At 62.2% G+C, this 17,581-nt stretch carries 11 protein-coding genes and 1 pseudogene; 6 read left to right on the top strand and 6 right to left on the bottom strand.

Translation table 11 applies throughout. The features are described from left to right. Positions 1-52: 52 nt before the first annotated feature. From E6C55_RS35195 to E6C55_RS05590, 3 genes and pseudogenes are all read left to right on the top strand, one after another. Positions 53-703: pseudogene (locus tag E6C55_RS35195) on the top strand (radical SAM protein); the annotation flags it as partial. A 397-nt stretch (positions 704-1,100) separates the two neighbouring features. Further along, complete coding sequence (locus E6C55_RS34560; RefSeq protein WP_330999601.1) at positions 1,101-1,409, top strand: hypothetical protein; 309 nt, start codon at positions 1,101-1,103, stop codon at positions 1,407-1,409. 737 nt (positions 1,410-2,146) lie between these two features. After that, positions 2,147-2,407 (top strand): hypothetical protein, encoded by a 261-nt coding sequence (locus E6C55_RS05590; protein ID WP_136368803.1) that lies wholly within the window; start codon positions 2,147-2,149, stop codon positions 2,405-2,407. 64 nt (positions 2,408-2,471) lie between these two features. Here the strand turns inward: E6C55_RS05590 and E6C55_RS05585 are convergent, their stop codons facing one another. From E6C55_RS05585 to E6C55_RS05560, 6 genes are all read right to left on the bottom strand, one after another. Continuing rightward, positions 2,472-3,299, bottom strand: a complete 828-nt coding sequence (locus tag E6C55_RS05585) for a carbohydrate ABC transporter permease (protein WP_136368802.1) — start codon at positions 3,297-3,299, stop codon at positions 2,472-2,474. Positions 3,300-3,317: 18 nt separating this feature from the next. Next, positions 3,318-4,199 carry a carbohydrate ABC transporter permease gene (locus E6C55_RS05580; protein ID WP_211093528.1) on the bottom strand — a complete coding sequence of 294 codons (882 nt, stop codon included), beginning with the start codon at positions 4,197-4,199 and terminating at the stop codon, positions 3,318-3,320. Between the two features lie 92 nt (positions 4,200-4,291). Continuing rightward, entirely contained in the window at positions 4,292-5,818 is a 1,527-nt protein-coding gene (locus E6C55_RS05575; RefSeq protein WP_168735476.1) for an ABC transporter substrate-binding protein, read from the bottom strand. 152 nt (positions 5,819-5,970) lie between these two features. Continuing rightward, complete coding sequence (locus E6C55_RS05570; protein ID WP_136368800.1) at positions 5,971-6,867, bottom strand: response regulator transcription factor; 897 nt, start codon at positions 6,865-6,867, stop codon at positions 5,971-5,973. Continuing rightward, positions 6,842-8,665 carry a cache domain-containing sensor histidine kinase gene (locus E6C55_RS05565; RefSeq protein WP_168735475.1) on the bottom strand — a complete coding sequence of 608 codons (1,824 nt, stop codon included), beginning with the start codon at positions 8,663-8,665 and terminating at the stop codon, positions 6,842-6,844. Before E6C55_RS05565 ends, E6C55_RS05570 begins: the two co-directional genes overlap by 26 nt. A 67-nt stretch (positions 8,666-8,732) precedes the next feature. Further along, positions 8,733-12,068 (bottom strand): glycosyl hydrolase, encoded by a 3,336-nt coding sequence (locus tag E6C55_RS05560; protein ID WP_136368798.1) that lies wholly within the window; start codon positions 12,066-12,068, stop codon positions 8,733-8,735. Between the two features lie 144 nt (positions 12,069-12,212). Here E6C55_RS05560 and E6C55_RS05555 point away from each other — a divergent pair, with 144 nt between their 5' ends. The 3 genes from E6C55_RS05555 (at position 12,213) to E6C55_RS05545 (ending at position 17,416) form a co-directional block, all read left to right on the top strand. Continuing rightward, positions 12,213-13,109: a helix-turn-helix domain-containing protein gene (locus E6C55_RS05555; protein ID WP_136368797.1), complete on the top strand. Its 897-nt coding sequence runs from the start codon at positions 12,213-12,215 to the stop codon at positions 13,107-13,109. A gap of 120 nt (positions 13,110-13,229) precedes the next feature. Further along, a complete protein-coding gene (locus tag E6C55_RS05550; RefSeq protein ID WP_136368796.1) occupies positions 13,230-14,381 on the top strand; it encodes a response regulator in 1,152 nt (383 codons plus the stop codon). Then, entirely contained in the window at positions 14,378-17,416 is a 3,039-nt protein-coding gene (locus E6C55_RS05545) for a hybrid sensor histidine kinase/response regulator (RefSeq protein ID WP_136368795.1), read from the top strand. The genes E6C55_RS05550 and E6C55_RS05545 overlap by 4 nt, the downstream gene beginning before the upstream one ends. The last annotated feature ends 165 nt before the right edge of the window (positions 17,417-17,581 follow it).

The raw sequence follows: 17,581 nt of genomic DNA, 5'->3' as shown, positions 1-17,581 counted from the left end.
TTAAAGTGAAGCTGCATACTGGAGGATACTGAAGGCAAGGTTGTGAGTTGGCATGGAGCGAAGATGGACGGTCTCTCGATATACCCGCATGGCAAGCACGGAAGATCGGGGGGCGATGCTCTGCAACAGCCTGACCGGAGCGATCGCGTCCCTCTCGCCGAAGGAGGCGCGGGAAGCGCGCGGGCTGCTGAACCAAGGAAGGGTTGCGGAGGCGAACGCAGGATTGGCGGCCGAGCTGGCCGAAGCCGGATTCTTGACGCCGGCGGGCGCGGACGAACAGGTGCAGGCGCAGCGGCTGCACGAGGCGCTGAAGGCGGCGAAGTCGCAGCACTTGGTCATCATGCCGACGGAAGCCTGCAACTTCCGCTGCACCTATTGCTACCAGACGTTCCCCCGCGGCGCGATGAGCCGGGAGACGCTCGACGGCCTCGGCGCGTACGTCCGGCGGATGGCACCCGGGATCGAGCATCTGTCGGTCAGTTGGTTCGGCGGGGAGCCGCTGCTTGCGGCAGGCGCGATCGAGGAGCTGTCCCTCAGCTTTATGGACAGTTGCGCGCGAGGCGGAGCGGGCTATTCGGCGGATATGTCCACCAACGGGTATTGGCTGACGAGGGAACGAATGAAGCGGTTGCTGGATTGCGGCATTCGCCGGTACATGGTGACGCTGGACGGGAAGTCCGCGGTTCACGATCGGAGGAGGAAGCTGCGCGCGGGCGGGCCGACCTACGCGACGATTGTCGCCAATCTGCATGGGCTGCGCGCTCTAAGCGATCCTTTCGAGATCGATTTGCGGGTTAACTTCGACGAGGATATTGTCGGCGTCGTGCCGGAATTGCTGGAGGAACTGGCGGCCCTGTTCGGCGGAGACGACCGGTTCCGGCTGCTCGTCAGGCCGGTCGGCCGCTGGGGCGGCCCGGGCGACGAGCGGATTCCCGTCTGCGACCGGACGGCGGCCGACCGGCATCTGTGGGAGCTGACGGGCCGCGGCATCGGCTGCGGGCTCGCGATGAGCGAGACGATCGCGGACGCGCTTATGCCGTCCGGCTCGGTGTGGCTACGCCGCCAAGTCGAACTCGCTTGTCGTCGGCTCGGACGGTCGGCTGTACAAGTGCTCGATCGCGCTCGACGACGAGGCGAATCGGGTCGGCCGGCTGTTCCCGGACGGGAGCGTGCAGCTCGACAGGGACAAGATTGCGCTCTGGACCGACTCGGGAGAAGAACGGGACTCCGTGTGCCGCTCCTGCTTTTTCCGTCCGGCCTGCCAGGGCAATCATTGTCCGCTGTACCGGATTCGCACGGGACAACGCCCTTGCCCGCATGAGAAGAGGCAGCTCAAGCGGGTGCTCGGCCTGCTGTGGAGGCAGGAACAACGCCGCGAAGGAGGTGAATGGCCACATGAAGCTCATTAGACCTGCCGTATCCGGGGCGCAGCCGCACCCATCCGGCAAAATTCTAAAATCGGTGCCCGGCAATTTGAACTGAGGCATCGCACCGGAAGAGCGCGGGTTCCGCCCCCCCCATTCGAGCTCTACAAGAGCAATGAAGGCGGCCGGAACCCCTCGACTCCACCGAACTCATCGAACCCGCCGAACTCATCAAATCCATCAAATCCATCAAATCCATCGAATCCATCGAATCCATCGAACCTATTCACCCTCCCAACTCACCGAACCTACTGAATCCGCCAAACTCACCGAACTCATCAAACTTATCGCCCCAACCAACTCACCGAACCTATCGAACTCATCAATCTCATTGAACCCATCGAATCCGCCACCCCCATCGACCCCACCGAACCCGCTGGAGGCAGGAATTTATGTGAAAAACCACATTCGCGCAGCACGAAAACGGGTCGTTTGGGCGATTATATGCGAAAAATCACATTCATAGAGACATTCCCGGCTCGAGTTATCGTATATATGCGAAATATCACATAAAACGGCTCAAATTCCCCTAATCCACGCCGACGAATGTGAAAAATGATATAAAATCGCAAAAGTCATCAGGCCTGATGAGCGAATAGCACCTCGCATACCCTCCGCAGCCCAATCCGCCACCCAATCCGCCACCCAAAAAACGGTCAGAGCAAGCTCCCCGCGAGCTTCCCTGACCGTTTTTCTGCGGAAGCGTATGTCATCCAGGCCGAATGTATAGATTTCGGGAGCGCCGCCGCGCGGTCGTTGCGTGCCGCGAAGCCCAGACGACGACTTATGCGCAGCAGCGCGCGATCGAGGTCCGTTCGCTGGAGAACGCGACGCTGACCGTGCTGCCGCCCCTTGACGGCCCGAAGCCGCCTGCGGGCTTCGCGATGCTCGATCTGCACAGCGAAGAACCGCTGCCGTGGACGTTCGACGGCTCCGCTTGCCGGGCGGAAGGCGCAACCGGCGACGTTCTTGTTCTCTGGTGAGCGGCTGCATGGTGACCGACTGCATGGTGACCGACTGCATGGTGACCGACTGCATGATAACCGGCTACATCTTGATCGAACCGCTGGAGATGCCTTCGACGAAGTTGCGCATCAGCAGCGAGAACAGCAGCAGCAGCGGGACGGCGGCGATCAGATAGGCGGCCATCATGCCGCCGTAATCGCTGAGACCGTAGTTGCCGGCGGCCGCTTCGAACGAGACGAGCGCCATCGTGACGGTCTGATGGGCGCGGTTTAGCAGCAGCGACGGCAGCAGGTAATCGTTCCACAGGCTCGTGATGTTGATGATGGCGACGGTGGTGCAGATCGGGACGGAGAGCGGCAGCACGATGGTCGAGAAGATGCGGATATTGCCGGCGCCGTCGATGCGGGCCGCTTCGAAGATCTCGTCCGGCAGCTGTTCGAAGAACGTCTTGAGGACGAAGATGCTGAACGCCTGTCCGCCTGCGATGTAAGGAAGAATAAGCGCCAGGTAGCTGTCGCTTATGCCCAGCTTCTTGATCTGCAGATAAAGCGGGATCAGCGTCAGGAAGCCCGGAATCAGAAGCAGGCCGAACACCAGCAGGAACAGCGCGTTTTGGAGCGGGAAGCGAAGCTTGGAGAACGCGTAGGCGCTCATCGCGGAGAAGGCGACGATGGCGACGATGCTGGCCGCGATGATGACGGACGTATGGTAGAGCGATCCGCCGATTTTCTCCCAGGCAACGCCATAATTGCTCCATTGCAGCGTCTGGGGGAAATTCAGCGTACTGGAGGCGAATTCGAGCGGAGTCTTGACGGAATTCTCAACAATAAAATAAATGGGCAGCAGGTTGAACACGAGCAGCAGCAGCAGCAACAATTGCCCCGCTCCTGGCCGGCGGAGAGCGCGCATCGGTTGGACCTCCCGTCCTCAGGATTCGGATTTGATCAGCTTCATGTTGATCAGGGTCAGCAGCAAGATGATGACAAACATGACAAGCGCGATCGACATGCCGTACCCGAACTCGCCGTTGACGGTCGAGACGTTGTACATATGCAGGATCGGCACATAGGTGGAATAGCCGGGACCGCCGTTCGTCATGATGAGCGGAGGGATGATGTTCTGCAGGCTGCCGATCAGCGTCAGGATGACGATCAGCCGCAGTTGCGGATAGGAAGAAGGAATGTCGATCCGCCATACGCGCTTCCAGCCCGTCGCTCCTTCCAGCCTGGCGGCCTCCAGCACCTCGGAGGAGATGCTCTGCAGACCGGAGTAGAAGATGAGCAGATTAAAGGCGCTGATCCACGGGAAGCCCATCAGGATGATCGAATACAGCGCGATATTCGGATCGCCGAGCCAGAGCTGCTGCAAGGAATCGAGCCCGATCAGCTTCAGCAACTGGTTGATGGCGCCGTCTCCCTGGTACAGGAACCGCCACAGCAGGATGGTGACGATGCCGGGAATGACGATCGGCACGACGAAGAGTGTCCGGTAGACGTATTGCGCCCGTTCGCGTCTTAAGTGGAAAATCAGCTCTGCGACGAGGAACGGAGGGACGACGGCCAGCACGATCGACAGGACGACCCAGATCAAGGCGTTGATCGTGGATTGCCGCAGCACTTCGTCGCCAACAAGCCGCACGAAGTTGTCCAGGCCGATATAATGCGGCGCATTGAAGCCGTCCCAATCGGTGAAGGCGCCGATCAGAGCCTGATAGACCGGATAATACATAAACCAGATCAGGAAAATAAACGTCGGCAGGATAAAAGCGTATCCGGTCAGCGCGGTTTTGAGCTTTGTTTTGCCTGTCATGCGGCACCTTTCCTCTCATGGGCGCTCGGGCGATAGAAAAAGGGAGCGCGTGCAAGCGGCGGCTCCCTTTTTCCTGTGATCCACCCAGCGCCTTAATAGGTTCCCAGATCGACGCTGTTTTTGGATTGATATTCCTTGATCGCCGCGTCCAGCTCTTTTTGCACCTCGGAGGTGGCTTTGGCGAGATCGATATTGCCGCTCAGGTAGAGGCCGAAGATGCGCTGCATATTTTTGGTCATATTGGGCGAGGAACCGCCGACGCCGAGCGCCTTCAATTCATTGGATGCCTGGTTCGCGAGCTCGGTCATGCTCTCCGCAGGCTTCGTGTCCGGCCAGGTCGGCACGAAGGTGCCGTGCTCGTTGACGATGCGTTCGACGTTCGCCGGCGTGCCGACGAATTGCAGCCAGTCGATGACGGCGGCTTGTTTGCCTTCTTCCTTCATGGTGGAGTCGGCCTGCTTGGTCGCGACGGCGAACTGGAAGGCCGCGTTGGGACCGCCGACCGCGCCGGAGACGTCGGTGCCGGTTGTGTAAGGGGTGTCCGACTGCGTCAGCACCGGGAAGTTGAACGAGCCAAGCTCGAAGTTCACGTTGGCGTCCTTGGCGTTCTCCGGAAGCCAACTGCCGTCATAGAAAATCGCGGTTTTCCCGGCCAGGAAGTCGTTGCGCGCGTTGCTGCCGACGACGCCGGGGTCGGACGACAAGTAATCCTGCTTCCAGTTGTCGGTCAATTGCTTAAACAGCGGCCACCACCCCATAAAGCGCTCGTCGGAGGTGTTCAGCAAGCCCTTGTCGATGGCGACGCTCTGATCCAGCGAGGAGACGCCGGGGCTCTGGTCGTAGCCGGCGATCTGCTCGAACTCCCCGGCGTAGAAGTCGGACAGGAAGTGGCGCTGGAACCAGTCGTAATCCGGCGCCTGCGACATGGCCGTTATGCCGGCGTCCTTCAGCTTCTTGGTCGTCTCGATCAGCTCCGCCCAACTGCCCGGGGGCGCGGAGATGCCCGCTTGCGCGAACAGATCCTTGTTGTAGAAGAACGCGGTCGCCACATAATCGCCGTTGATGTTGTAGCTCTTGCCGTCCGGGGACTTCGTCTCGCTCACGACCGTGGCATTCATCGCCTCGCCCCAGGTTGCCTTGCCGGGAATATACGGGTTCGGTTGATTGAAGTAAGGCGTCAAGTCCTCCGCGATGCCCTTGGGGAACGTATTGTTCAGATCGGCCCATTGGCCCCAGAATACGTCGAACAATTCGCCGGCTGCAGCCTTGACTCGAACGGTTTGGGTATAGTCCTTGAATTCTTCGTCGACGAATTCAATCTTGATGCCCGGGTGGGCCGCCTCGTACTCGTCGGCGACATCCTGCAGCGCCGTCTGTTGCTTCAGACCGGCAATATTTTTGGCGTTGGGCGTGTACGACTGTGCATACATCGTGATCGTGCCTGTCCAATTGCCGGCCGCGCCAGCCGCGCTTCCTTCCGTGCCGCTGGCGGCTCCGCTCGATGCCGGCGCCGGCGAAGCGGAATTGCCTCCCGTGGCGTTGTTGCCGCCGCATGCGCTAAGCAAGAGAACCAGTGCGGCCAGAGCCGCAGAGCTTCTGACGCCGTTGTTCGTCACCATGGCCATCCCCCTCAACAAAGATTATTTGAAAGCGTAATCATTTCTGTATTCATCTTAGTTCAGGCCGGATACGCACGATAGTGGGGGAGATTTTACTTTCGGATGAATTTCTTTACCTTGCCGCCGCCTTGTCGCCGCCTTGCCGCCCGCCGCTAGCTGTGCCGCTTCTTGTACTCGCTGGGGGAATACGAGGTGTGCTCTTTGAAGACGCGATAGAAGTGCTTGAGATCGGCATACCCGATCAGCTCGCTGATCTCCTGAAGACTGTGCTCGCTCTGCTCGATCAGCTTCTTGGCCCGCTCCATGCGGCATTCTTTGAGGAAGACGACAAAATTCCGCCCCGTCTCGTACTTGAAGCGACGGCTGAAGTAGCTCGCATTCATGCCGAAGCGATCGGCGACCGATTGCAGGCTGACGCCGTCGGCCAGCGACTCCGAGACGAACTGCTGGACCCGCTGCAGCAGCGGAGCGTCCGGTGCGCTTCGCTGCTGCCCGATCGCATCGGCTTCCTCGCCGTTGCCGTGCAGCAACTGTTCCAGGGACAGCTCGCTCTGCTCCGCCGGCTCCCGGTCGTCCTGCCCGGAACGGAAGTGCCTGTAGTAGAGCTTCTCGGCCAGGGGCGCGGCTCTGAGCGATTGCTGCAGGGCGTCCAGCCGCGCCCGTTCGCTGCGTTCCTGGTCGATCGTCTGCGCGACCTTGTCCAGCGTCTGCAGCAGCTCGCCGCGGTCGAGCGGCTTGGTGATGAACGCCGCAACGCCGCAGCCGATCGCCTGCTTGGCCAGTTGGAATTCCTGATAGGCCGTCAGCAGAATCCGATGGATATGCGGCGCCTCCGCCGCAATCCGCTCGCAGCATTCGATGCCGGTAAGCCCCGGCATCCGATAATCGAGAATGACGAGGTCGGGCTGCAGCCGAACGATCTCCCGCATCGCGGCATCGCCGTCCTCGGCATCGCCGACGAGCTCCCACTGCGGCGCGAAGCGTTGCAATATTTTGCGGATGCCTTGACGGATCGAGGCTTCGTCATCCGCGATGATAACCCGATACATAGCGTTCGACCTCGCTTTCGCTGACGATAAGGGGCAGCAGCAGGACAACCTCCGTCCCGCCGCCGGGACGGCTGTCGATGCGCATCGAATAAGGAGGACCGAAGTACAGTTGGATGCGGGCCGCTACATTGACCAGCCCGATGCTGCCGCCGTCGTGCTGCGGCTTAAGGATCTCCGCGCCGATCCGGCGTCGCAGCTCCATCAGGCGGTCCGCCGTGATGCCGAGGCCGTCGTCCGCGACGAGCACCTTGACGGCGCCGCTCTCCGCCGTGATGCTGACGTTCAGCTTGCCTTTGCCCGGCTTCATCTCGAGCCCGTGATAGAACGCATTCTCGACGAGCGGCTGCACGAGCAGCTTGGGGATATAGCCCGTCAGCAGCGCTTCTTCGACATGGAGCGCGATATCGAAGCGTCCGCCGTAGCGGTTCTCCTGGATAAAGAAATAATTTATCAAGTAGCTCTTCTCATCCTGCAGCGTAATAAAATCGCCGCCGGGTCGAAGCGACGATCGGACGAGCTTGCCGAGCGCCGTGATCATGTCGACGGTGCCGTCGGCTTCGTCGAGCTCCGCTCTCATCTTGATGGTCTCCAGCGTGTTAAATAGAAAGTGCGGATTGATCTGCGATTTGAGCGCCTGCAGCTCGCTCTCCTTGCGTATAATCTCCGCCTGGTACAGATGGCGGATCGTCTCGTCGAGCCGTCGGCTCATGCGGATGAAGCTGCGGATAAGCTGTCCGAGCTCGTTGCGCGGCGGATTGTCGTATTCGATCTCGAAGTCCTCGCGCTCGACCCGCTTGATCAGCGAGATCAGCCTGTAGATCGGCTTGGTCATGCGGTAGGAGATGCCGGCGGATACGACGAGAGCGATGGCGATGCAGACGGTGCCGATCAGCAGCATGGAGTTGCGGACCGAAGCGATGCCCGATACGATTCGCGACACGGGAACGTACCCGATGACCGTCCACCCCATCTTGCCCACAGGGTGCTGCACGACGATCGTTTTCTTGTTGTCCAGCGAGATCGTCTGCGGGCCGGAGCTGTCGGCGTCCAGACCGGCGACGGAGGACAGCAGCTCGGGCTTCACCGGATCGTCGGCGTACACGATCTGCCCGTCTTGGTCGATGACGAAGAAGGAGCCGTTCTTCTCTTTGTTGACGCGGCTCATGATGCGTTCGATATCCTCCAGCGTAAAGTCGACCTGGAAGTAGCCGGCGGTTCTCAGCAAGGTGGAGGAGTAATAAATTTTGCGAACGAGGGAAAAAACCTGCAGCGGCTCTCCGTCCTGCACAAGCTGGTTCGCTTCGGGCCGATGCAGGCTCAGGGCGGCGACAAGCGCGTCGGAATCGTTAAAGGCGGCGTACCAGGGCATTTGTTCGACAGCAAGACCGGGCAGCAGGTAGCCAAGACTGTAGATGCGTCTTGTTCCTTCGCCCGGCTTGCTGAAGTAAGTGATATTTTCAATGCTGCCGCGCTGCGATTGCCAGAAGCTGAAGTTCTGCTCCAGCGTCTGCTTGATATCGGCGTCCGACAGCTCCTCGGCGGCCGCGCCTGATGTCAGCATGTCCTGCAGCTCGCGATTGTAGTAAGGCATCAGCGTGAATTGCTCCAGCTCGCGGATGTACATCTCGATATTCGACGAGGTGCTTACGGCCACTTGCTGTACGAAATCGCTTACTTTCTGCTCCATGGCCTGGCTGTAGAGGCGGTAAGCGCCCAGACCGAGCACGGACATGGGGAGCACAATGAAGATGACATACGTCAGGACCAGCTTCTGCTTAAACGCCAATATTCTCTTCAATGCGCTCCCCGTCCTTCCGTCTTCCCCGGGCTGCGGCGTCGCCGCAGGCTCGGTATTAAGCAGTATGTTACCGGGGAATCGTCCAAATCTCAATAGGAGCCAGCAGTCCGTACGGCAGCAGGTCGTAGGCCTCCGCCGGCGGAGGCCCTTCGAGCGGCGAACGCTTCCAGGCGCCCGGCCAGGCCGTATTGCGCAGCTTGGCGGCATCGAGATGCGGCCCGAGCAGGTTGCGGAAGGTGCCGCTTAACCGGCATTCGACCGTGTGGACGCCGCCCGGACGCACGAGAGGGGTCAGCTCCAGCTCGTCTCCCCGCTCCACGCCGAGCAGGCCGGCTGTCCGTCCGTCCACCAGCACGGAGAGAACCGCGCCGCTCCAGGACGGCGCCGAGAGAACGACGCGGCCGGCCTGCTCCGGCAGCTTGAACGTATGGCGGTAGCGAACCGCGTCGGAATAGAAGGGATAGCCCTGATCGCGCCACGCGCCCGGCCCGAGCGGACGGTTCGCCGCCAGGCTCCAGCCTCCCGCCGGATGGGGCGCGACCGCGAATTGCCCGAACAGATAGACCGGCTCAAGCTCCATCAGGATCGAGAACGGCCGCCCCTCCAGCCGGATCGTATTGCGCCCCGGCCGCAGCGTCCGGGTAATATCGACGGCGCCCATGTGACGGTCCAGACGCGAGCTGCCGGAGACCGCCTCTGCCGGCACGCCGTTGACGGCGATCCGGTAGCATTCGGGCCGCTCCAGCTCCAAGCGCACGGCGCCGATTCCGTCCCGATCCTCCACGTGGAAGTGATAGTCGGCGACAATTCCGCTGCGTTCGTCGAAGGCATCGTTGCGGTCCAGCAGCCGCCGCTTGAACTGGATGGCATTGTCCCACGGATTGTTGTCGAAGCCGTGATGCTCGAAGGCGAAGCGGGCCGCATGCACCGTGTGCAGCCCGAGATAGCGCTTGGTGCCGGCCTGCAGGTCGCAGTGCAGGATCGGAAGGACGTTGTCGCGCTCCGGCACAATGTCGGGCGCGGACAACTCGACCCGCACGCGCCGCTCTGCGGCCGGCCGGCGCGCGAGCGGCTGCGGAGCGCATCCCGCTGCGCCCGCGGCCGTCGATTCGGATCGGCCGTCTCCGGCTGCCGCCGCACCGGCGATGTCCGGTCCGGTTCCGCCGCCCGCCGTCTCGTCTTCCCAGACGCGCAGCAGCAAGGAGCCCGAGGCGTTCAGCGACAGCCCGAGCGTCAGTTGGCCGTCGCCGTCCTGCGCCGTGCCGAGCTCCGTGACCCCGCCGTCCATCGGGTTCCACAGCTCGGCCCGCAGGCCGCGCAGCGTCGCCGTGCCGTCGAAGCGAGTGCTCCGGGAATTGGCGATGAAGTAGCAGACGGAGCCGTCGTCCCATTCGCGCCGCAGATGCGCGATCCCGCTCGGCGGCTCCGGCTCCTCGCCGGCAAGGCGGAGGCGCGGCTTCAAGCAGGCGGACAACTGCGCAAGCAGCGCCGCCGTATGCTCCGCCGCATGCCAGCCGGGATGGCGGGCCAGCTCGGCCGCCTCTTCGCTGCGCGCGCCGTCCACCCGCGTCGGCGCCGGACCCGCAGCCAGGACAATGCCTCCGCCTTCCAGGAAGCGGCGCAGCAGGCCGACGGTCGCGGCCTTCATGTGCGTCATCGCCGCCGGGACGATGACGATCCCGTAGCGGCCTTGACCGACGCACAGCCGGGATTCCTCGACGAGAGCGTGCCGCTCCATGATGTATTCGTCGCACAGATCGTAGTCCCATTGCCGGTCGGACAGCGTCTGCACGAGCTCCAGCATGTCGGCGATGCCTTGCCGGTACGCCGGATCGCCGTCGACATCCTCGGCCGTGATCACGAAGCTGGAGGTGGTCGGGTTCAGCAGGGCGATGCGGTTGACCGTTCGCCCTTGGGACAGCGCATACGACAGACGGCCGTAATAGTCGTTCATCTGCGTATACTCGTCCCACCAGGGCTGGCGCCAGTCGAACGATTGGGGGTGGTCCCGCTTCCGCGCGCCGACGATGGTGCCGTAGGTCAGATGCTGATTGAGAAAGTTAATGCCGTGCACATACAGCCAGTCGCCGATCCGCTTGTAATCCTCGAACACGGAGTCCCAGCCGCCGGCGCCGTACGCCTCGCACAGCACCCGCTCCTTGCCGAACTGGTTGGAGGCGCTGTGCGCTTCGCGGACGATCAGCAGCGCCGCGGGATCGTTGTACGCGCCCTGGGCGCGCTGCGCTTCCTGCGGCGGCGCGAACCCCGCGCCGCCGGCGTTGCCGTCGGAACGGAGCAGCTTCGTCTCCAGCAAGTCGATGGCCGGCCAATGCATGTACTCGTACAACGACATGACGGCCGGGGACGTACGGTGGAACGGGTGCGGCCATTGATGCTCGATATAGTGCCCCGTGTAGGCGAGGCCGTGCGCTTCGCACCATTCGGAGATCGGACGCACCGAGTTGTTCACCCACAGCTCGCGGATCGTCTCGAAGTAATCGAACCGAACCTTGGGCGGATCGACGGCGGTCCCCGCCTCGCCCGCCATTGCCGCATCGCGGAACAGGAACGGCAAATAATCGCGCAGGTCGTAGCCGTTGCGGCGCTCGAACTCGCCCGCGAACCAGAAGCTGAACGGCAGCGGCGAGCCGTGCTCGAACAGATTGCCCGGCGAGATCTCCGGCTCGTCGGTGAACAGCGCCGGGACGAGCGAGCCGAACCGGTCACCGAAGCGTTCGCGATACGGCTCGTGCGTAACGGCGAGGAAGCGCGCCGTCACCTCCGGCCGCAGCAGGTCCGTGTAGGCGAAGCCGCCGAGCCAATTGTTCGTCATCGGCGTTCCGAGCTCGAACACCCAGAAGCGCTCGCCGTGCTCCTGCCATTGCGGCAGCGGCAGCAGCGTGACGTCGCGGACGATCTCCCAGGCCGGCGTCCGGCCCGGCTTCTCCCGCACCGCAAACGCCTTGATCGGATGTCCGGGACGGTTCAGCATCGGCGACGAGTTCTCCAGCATCCGCGTCAGCTCGTCGGTTCCATAATCGCGGAACAGCACGGAGTTCGCGAGACAGTCGGGCAGCTCCGAGGGCACATGGCCGCCGGCGAATCCGGAGGGATAGGAATTCTCGTCGTAAATATACAGCTTCAGGCCGAGTCGGGACGCTTCCTCCAGCGCGTCGCCCCAGCGTTCGAACCACGTCTCCGACAGGTACTCGGTCACCAGGCCGGGACGGGGGTGGACGAAGGCGCCGCCGAAGCCGTGCGAGGCGAGCTCGCGCAGTTGGAAGCGAATCGCTTCGGGCTCCATATCGTCGTTCCACACCCATAGCGGGGCGGGGCGATAGATGGCGGCGGGATCGGCGAAGCCGGTGCGGTGCTTGTCGGCAAGCCTTGCAGGAATAAGCATGAAGACACAACCTCCTTGTCGATGTTCCAGCTCAGTTTAATCGGCGGCTTCGCGCTTGTCTTTGCAGCGGCGACGGGAATGAGGTGCACTTTTGCCAGGGGATGCCTTATAATTTGCCTATAATGCCGGGAAGGAGCTGTGCCGATGCAAACGAGCGAGAGAGTCCGGTCGATCGAGCTGGCGTCGATTCGGCCGATCGTTCACTTCGCCGAGCGCGCCGTTCCGGAACCGGGCTTCGTCTGGGGGCATCGCGTCATCCCGGACTGCCAATTGCTGTACGTACTGTTCGGGCGGGCCGAGCTGGCGCTCGGTCCGAAGCGCTATTCGCTGTCTCCGGGCGACTGCGCGTTCTACGGAAGCGGCAGTCCGCATCGCATCGAGACGGCTGCGAACGAGTCGACGGGGCTGTACAGCATTCACTTCGATTGGACGGGCGGGGCGCCCGTCTCCGTGCATCCTGCGCCGGCCATTCGCCCGTGCGTCGGCGCGCAGCGGGAGGCGCCGCCGGTCGAATACCGGATCGCCGCCGGCCGCGGAGGTTCGCCGATCGCGCTGGCGGATGTGCTGCACGCCCCCGAGCTCGAGCCGCTGTTCCGGCCGATCATCGACGAGTACCGGGAGCAGCGCCTCGGCTGCGAAGCTGCGATGCGCGGTTATATGGCCGCGCTGCTGGTCGCGCTCGTGCGTCGGCAGCTGCACGAGCGGCCCGGCCCGTCCGCCCGGCGAGTCGCGCCCGCGCTGGACGCGATCGCCCGCGAGCCGGGGCGCAGCTGGTCGAGCCGGGAGCTGGCGCAGTTGTGCGGCTATCATCCCACCTACTTCGCCGAGATCTTCCGAGAAGCGACGGGGCTAAGCCCCAAGGGATACACCATGCGGGAGCGCATCGCCAGCGCCAAGCGGCTGCTGCTGACCGGAGAGCGGATCACCGAGATCGCGGCGGCGCTTGGCTACGCCGACGTGCATTACTTCTCGCGAAGCTTCCGGGAGGCGACCGGACTGTCGCCGTCGGAATTCCGCTTGCGTCCCGAACCTCAGGAATAGCGCAAGGGGGAATTCGCTTCGCGCGTGTCGAAGTAGCAAGTTGTCGAAGTAGCAAGGACAGGAACGAATTCGGCGGAACTGCGCCGAAGAATAGGAATGAGGGTAAGGAGACAAACACCGATGATTCGCATCATGCTCATAGACGACGAAGAAGATGCGCTGGACTTGCTCGGCATCTTGCTCGAACAGATGGACGATATCGAAGTGGCTGGCCGGTACTTGAGTCCGGTCCAGGCTCTGGAAGCTATCGGAAGCACTCCCGTCGATGCGGTGTTCCTGGATATCCAGATGCCGGGAATGCTCGGCATGGAGGCGGCCAGACGGATTCGCGGCGCGCTGCCCCGCATTCCCATCATCTTCACGACGGCTTATGCGGAATATGCGGTGGAGGCCTTCGAGATTCAGTCCACGGATTATCTGCTCAAGCCGTTTAAGCCGGAGCGGCTGTATGCCGCGGTGGAGCGCATTCGGCAATCGCTCTCTCTTTACGCCGGGCAACCGCCGGATGCGAACGAGGGCGATTCTCCCATCGTCCAGTGCCTGGGCGGGTTCCATATTCAAGCGCCGGAAGGGGAAGCCGGCGGCGTTGCCTGGAGAACGAAGAAGGAGAAGGAGCTGTGCGCCTACCTGCTTCATCAGGCGGGCAAGCCCGTCGGCACTGCGGAGATCGTGGAAGCGCTATGGCCGATGCACGATCTGGACAAGGCCAAGTCGTATCTCTACACCTGCTTGTCCTACTTGAGGAGAACGCTGTCGGAGCATCGCATCCCCATCGCCGTCGAGAAGGTCGGTCAGGGCTACGTTGCGCAAGCGGAGGAGGCGGCCATCGACGCAGTCGTGTTCGAGCGGCTGCTGAGCGGCATATTGTCGGGAAGGCGGCTGGACGGCCGCCTGTACGAGCGCTTGAATCTTCTCTATCAAGGGGATTACCTGGATGGCTGCGATTACCGCTGGGCGACGGCGAGGCAGCTCAAGATCAAGTCCTCGTACGTCCAAGCTCTTCGAACGGGGCACTCGCAGTTCCGCAGCCAGGGCAATCTTTCGCTTGCGGCGGACAGCCTGCAGCGAGTGCTGGCCCTTGTTCCCGAATCGGAGCCGGACGGGCGCGAATTGATTCGCCTGCACGTTGATGCTGGCAATCGGAAGGAAGCGCTCCGCGTCTGCCGGCAGCTCGAAGAAGCGGTCCGGATGCAGCTCGGGGCGGAATTGGAGGAGATGACGTTGGCGCTCATTCGACAGGTCCAAGGGAAGGCGCGGCGGCAGAGCACGTGAGGAGAAAAACAGCGGCGGCGCTTATCACGCTGATGTTGCTCGTTGTCACATACGGTCTGCTGTTCGCTTACTTCAACGTGCAGAAGGGATCGATGCCCAAAGCGGCGGAAGGCGTTCTCGACCTGAGCGGCTGGCGCTTCCAGGAGGACGGAACGATCCGGCTGGACGGGGAATGGGAGCTGTACCCGGGCAAGCTGCTGGGCGAGCGGGAGCCTGTTCCGCTTCCCTCCGAAGCCGTCCTCGTTCAAGTGCCCGGTTCCTGGGCGGCGCAAGGGATCGACACGCTTGGCGCGTCGACGTACCGGCTGCGGATTCGGCTGGGCGAGGCGGACGGCGTCTTCGGGCTCAAGACCGCAGCGATTCAGTTGGCCAATCGGCTTATCGTCAACGGCCAAGTCGTCGGGGAGAGCGGGAATCCGGCCGACAAGGCGAACTATTCGGCGCTTAACAAGCCTTACGTCAGCTACTTCGAGCTGCAGCCGGGCTGGAACGAGATCCGGATTCAAGTGGCGAACTACGACTTCAAGGCCGGCAGCGGCATTCTCCAATCGATCGTGTTCGGGCAAGCCGGCCAGGTCGCCGCCGTGCGCGAACGGGCGCTCGCGCACGACTGGGTCGCCTTGACCGCTTTTCTGATCATGGGCTTGTACTTTGTCGGCTTGTACACGCAGCGGCGGAACGATCCGTCCCACGTCGTCTTCGGCGCGGCTTGCATCTTCATTGCGCTGTACACGAGCGTCAGCGGAGAACGGGTGCTGCTCACCGCGATCGGTCCGCTTCCGTTCTGGCTCTATTATCGCCTTCAGATTATTTCCGTCTTCGGCGTGGGGCTCGGCTTCCTTCTGTACGTATATACGGCATTCCGTCCTTATTGCTTCCGCTGGCTTGTCCGGGGCGGGCTGGCGGCGGGACTCGCGTTCCTCGCGCTCAATATCGGCTTCGCCTCGCTGCTTACCGCAGAGCCGTGGCGTCAGCTCTCTTCCATCTATGTGACCGTCTCGCTGCTCTATGCCACTTATGTGTTCGTCCTGACGGCGCTGCATCGGATCGCGGGAAGCGCGTACCTGGCCATAGCCGCCCTTGCGCTGAACGCGCTGACGATGAACCAGAACTTGAACGTGTACTTCGGCATGCCGATCTATTCCCTGCCGCCGGTCGAGCCGTTCCTCGTTCTTCTTATGCTCGCGCTGCTGATGTCGTTGCGCTTCTCGAACGCCTTCCGCAAAATCGAGGACCTGTCGGAGCAGCTTCTGCAGGCGGACAAGATGAAGGACGACTTCCTCGCGCGCACCTCGCACGAGTTCAAGACGCCGCTTCACGGCATCATGAATATCTCCCGTTCCATGCTTGACGATCTCGCTTCGCCGCCGACGGCCGAGCAGCGGGAGAAGCTTGAACTCGTCTCGGACATCTCCAGACGGCTCTCCCGGCTTGTGTACGACATTCTGGACCTGTCCAAGCTGAAGCAAGGGCAATTGAGCCTGACGCCGGTGCCGGTCGACGTTCATGCCGTGGCGGAGATGCAAGTCCGGTTCTATTCGTACTTGTCCACGGAGAAGCGGCTTCAACTGGTCAACGGCATTCCCGCGGAGCTTCCGCTGGCGCTGGCGGACGAGAGCCGCCTCAGTCAGATCATCGGCAATCTGCTGGACAATGCCGTCAAGCATACGGAGCAGGGAAGCGTCGTCGTGACGGGGACGAGCCGCGACGGCTGGCTGGAGATCTCGGTGCAGGATACGGGCAAAGGGATCGAGGAGCGCGATCTTCCCTATATTTTCGAACCGTTCAAGTCGCTTGAAGGCTCGCAAGGCCAGGGCTTCGGCTTGGGCTTGTCGATCGCGAGGCAACTGGTCGAGCTTCAGGGAGGCGAGCTGTCCGCCGTCTCCGCTCCGGGCGCCGGGTCCGTGTTCACGTTTACGCTGCCGGCGGCGGAGCAAGGCGTGATGCCGGCGGCGACCCGTTCGTACGACGAGATCAGCCCGAAGGAGCCGGATTATTCCTTCGCGACGCCGCACCATGCGAATGCGAACGGCAAGCACACGATCCTCGTCGCGGACGATCAATTCGTCAACCTCAAAGTGCTGCTCGATGCGCTGCGGGGCCCCGATTACCATGTGATCGCGGTGAAGGACGGCTATGAAGCTCTCGGCGAGCTGGACCGGGCGAAGAAGGTCGATCTGGTCGTCCTCGACCTGATGATGCCGGGGATGTCGGGATTTGAAGTATGCCAGGACATCCGCAAGCGCTATTCGCTGCTGGAGCTCCCGGTGCTGATGGTGACGGCGGCCATTCAACCGCAGGACAAGGTGGCGGCCTTCCTGGCCGGGGCGAACGATTACCTGCCGAAGCCGTTCGATCTTGAGGAGCTGAGAGCGCGGATCGGCAGCTTGCTGGCGATGAAGGCTTCGCACGGGCGGGCGATCCATATGGAAGTGGCTTTTCTGCAGTCTCAGATCAAGCCGCATTTTCTATACAATGCTCTGAACAGCATCCTGGCTTCCAGCTACACGGACGTGGAGCGGGCGAGGCGAACGATCGTCGCGCTGGCCGACTACTTGAGAGGGAGCTTCCGGTTCAGCAATGCGGAGGGGAGCGTCGAATTCGCGGAAGAGTTCGGCTTGATCCATACCTATGTGGAGATTGAGCGCGCGCGGTTCCGGGACCGCATTCGCTTCGAATACGAGATTGAAGACGGTGCGCTCGGAGTCCGCATCCCGCCGTTGTCGCTCCAGCCCCTGGTGGAAAATGCGATTCGCCACGGCATCGGAGACCGTCTCGAGGGAGGAACGGTGAAGCTGTCGGCGCAGCATACGGAAGACGGGTGGCGATTCGCGATCTCCGACGATGGCGTCGGCATTCCGCCGGAGAAGGTGAAGACGCTGTTCGATCCGATTGCGGCGGACGGGCGGCAAGGCGTCGGCTTGCTGAATATCGACAAGCGGCTAAGGTACGAATACGGGCGCACGCTGACGGTGGAGAGCGAGCCGGGGACCGGAACGACCGTAACGCTATGGATTCCCGCCTCCTCCGGGTAATGGGGAATTGAAGATCAGGCTCTCGTCGATGACGACGGGGCCTGTTTTTTTATTCTTATTTGTGCGGCTCGATGCGAGAAATCGCATTCGCGGAGCCGGTTCCGGCCCGAGATGCTCCCGATATCGCCAGGCGGCCGCTGACTGACCGATTTATGTGAAAAATCA

The sequence above is a fragment of the Cohnella fermenti genome (assembly GCF_004801405.1).
Lineage (GTDB): Bacteria > Bacillota > Bacilli > Paenibacillales > Paenibacillaceae > Cohnella > Cohnella fermenti.
The sequence above is the reverse complement of the archived record's forward strand: the minus strand, read 5'-3'. Positions and strand labels throughout refer to the sequence as shown.

Coding starts and splice junctions, on each gene's coding strand:
- E6C55_RS05550 (WP_136368796.1), top strand. CDS start 13,230: ATGATTCGCATCATGCTCATAGACGACGAAGAAGATGCGCTGGACTTG.
- E6C55_RS05580 (WP_211093528.1), bottom strand. CDS start 4,199: ATGACAGGCAAAACAAAGCTCAAAACCGCGCTGACCGGATACGCTTTT.
- E6C55_RS05575 (WP_168735476.1), bottom strand. CDS start 5,818: ATGGTGACGAACAACGGCGTCAGAAGCTCTGCGGCTCTGGCCGCACTG.
- E6C55_RS05570 (WP_136368800.1), bottom strand. CDS start 6,867: ATGTATCGGGTTATCATCGCGGATGACGAAGCCTCGATCCGTCAAGGC.
- E6C55_RS05585 (WP_136368802.1), bottom strand. CDS start 3,299: ATGCGCGCTCTCCGCCGGCCAGGAGCGGGGCAATTGTTGCTGCTGCTG.
- E6C55_RS05560 (WP_136368798.1), bottom strand. CDS start 12,068: ATGCTTATTCCTGCAAGGCTTGCCGACAAGCACCGCACCGGCTTCGCC.
- E6C55_RS05590 (WP_136368803.1), top strand. CDS start 2,147: ATGTATAGATTTCGGGAGCGCCGCCGCGCGGTCGTTGCGTGCCGCGAA.
- E6C55_RS05555 (WP_136368797.1), top strand. CDS start 12,213: ATGCAAACGAGCGAGAGAGTCCGGTCGATCGAGCTGGCGTCGATTCGG.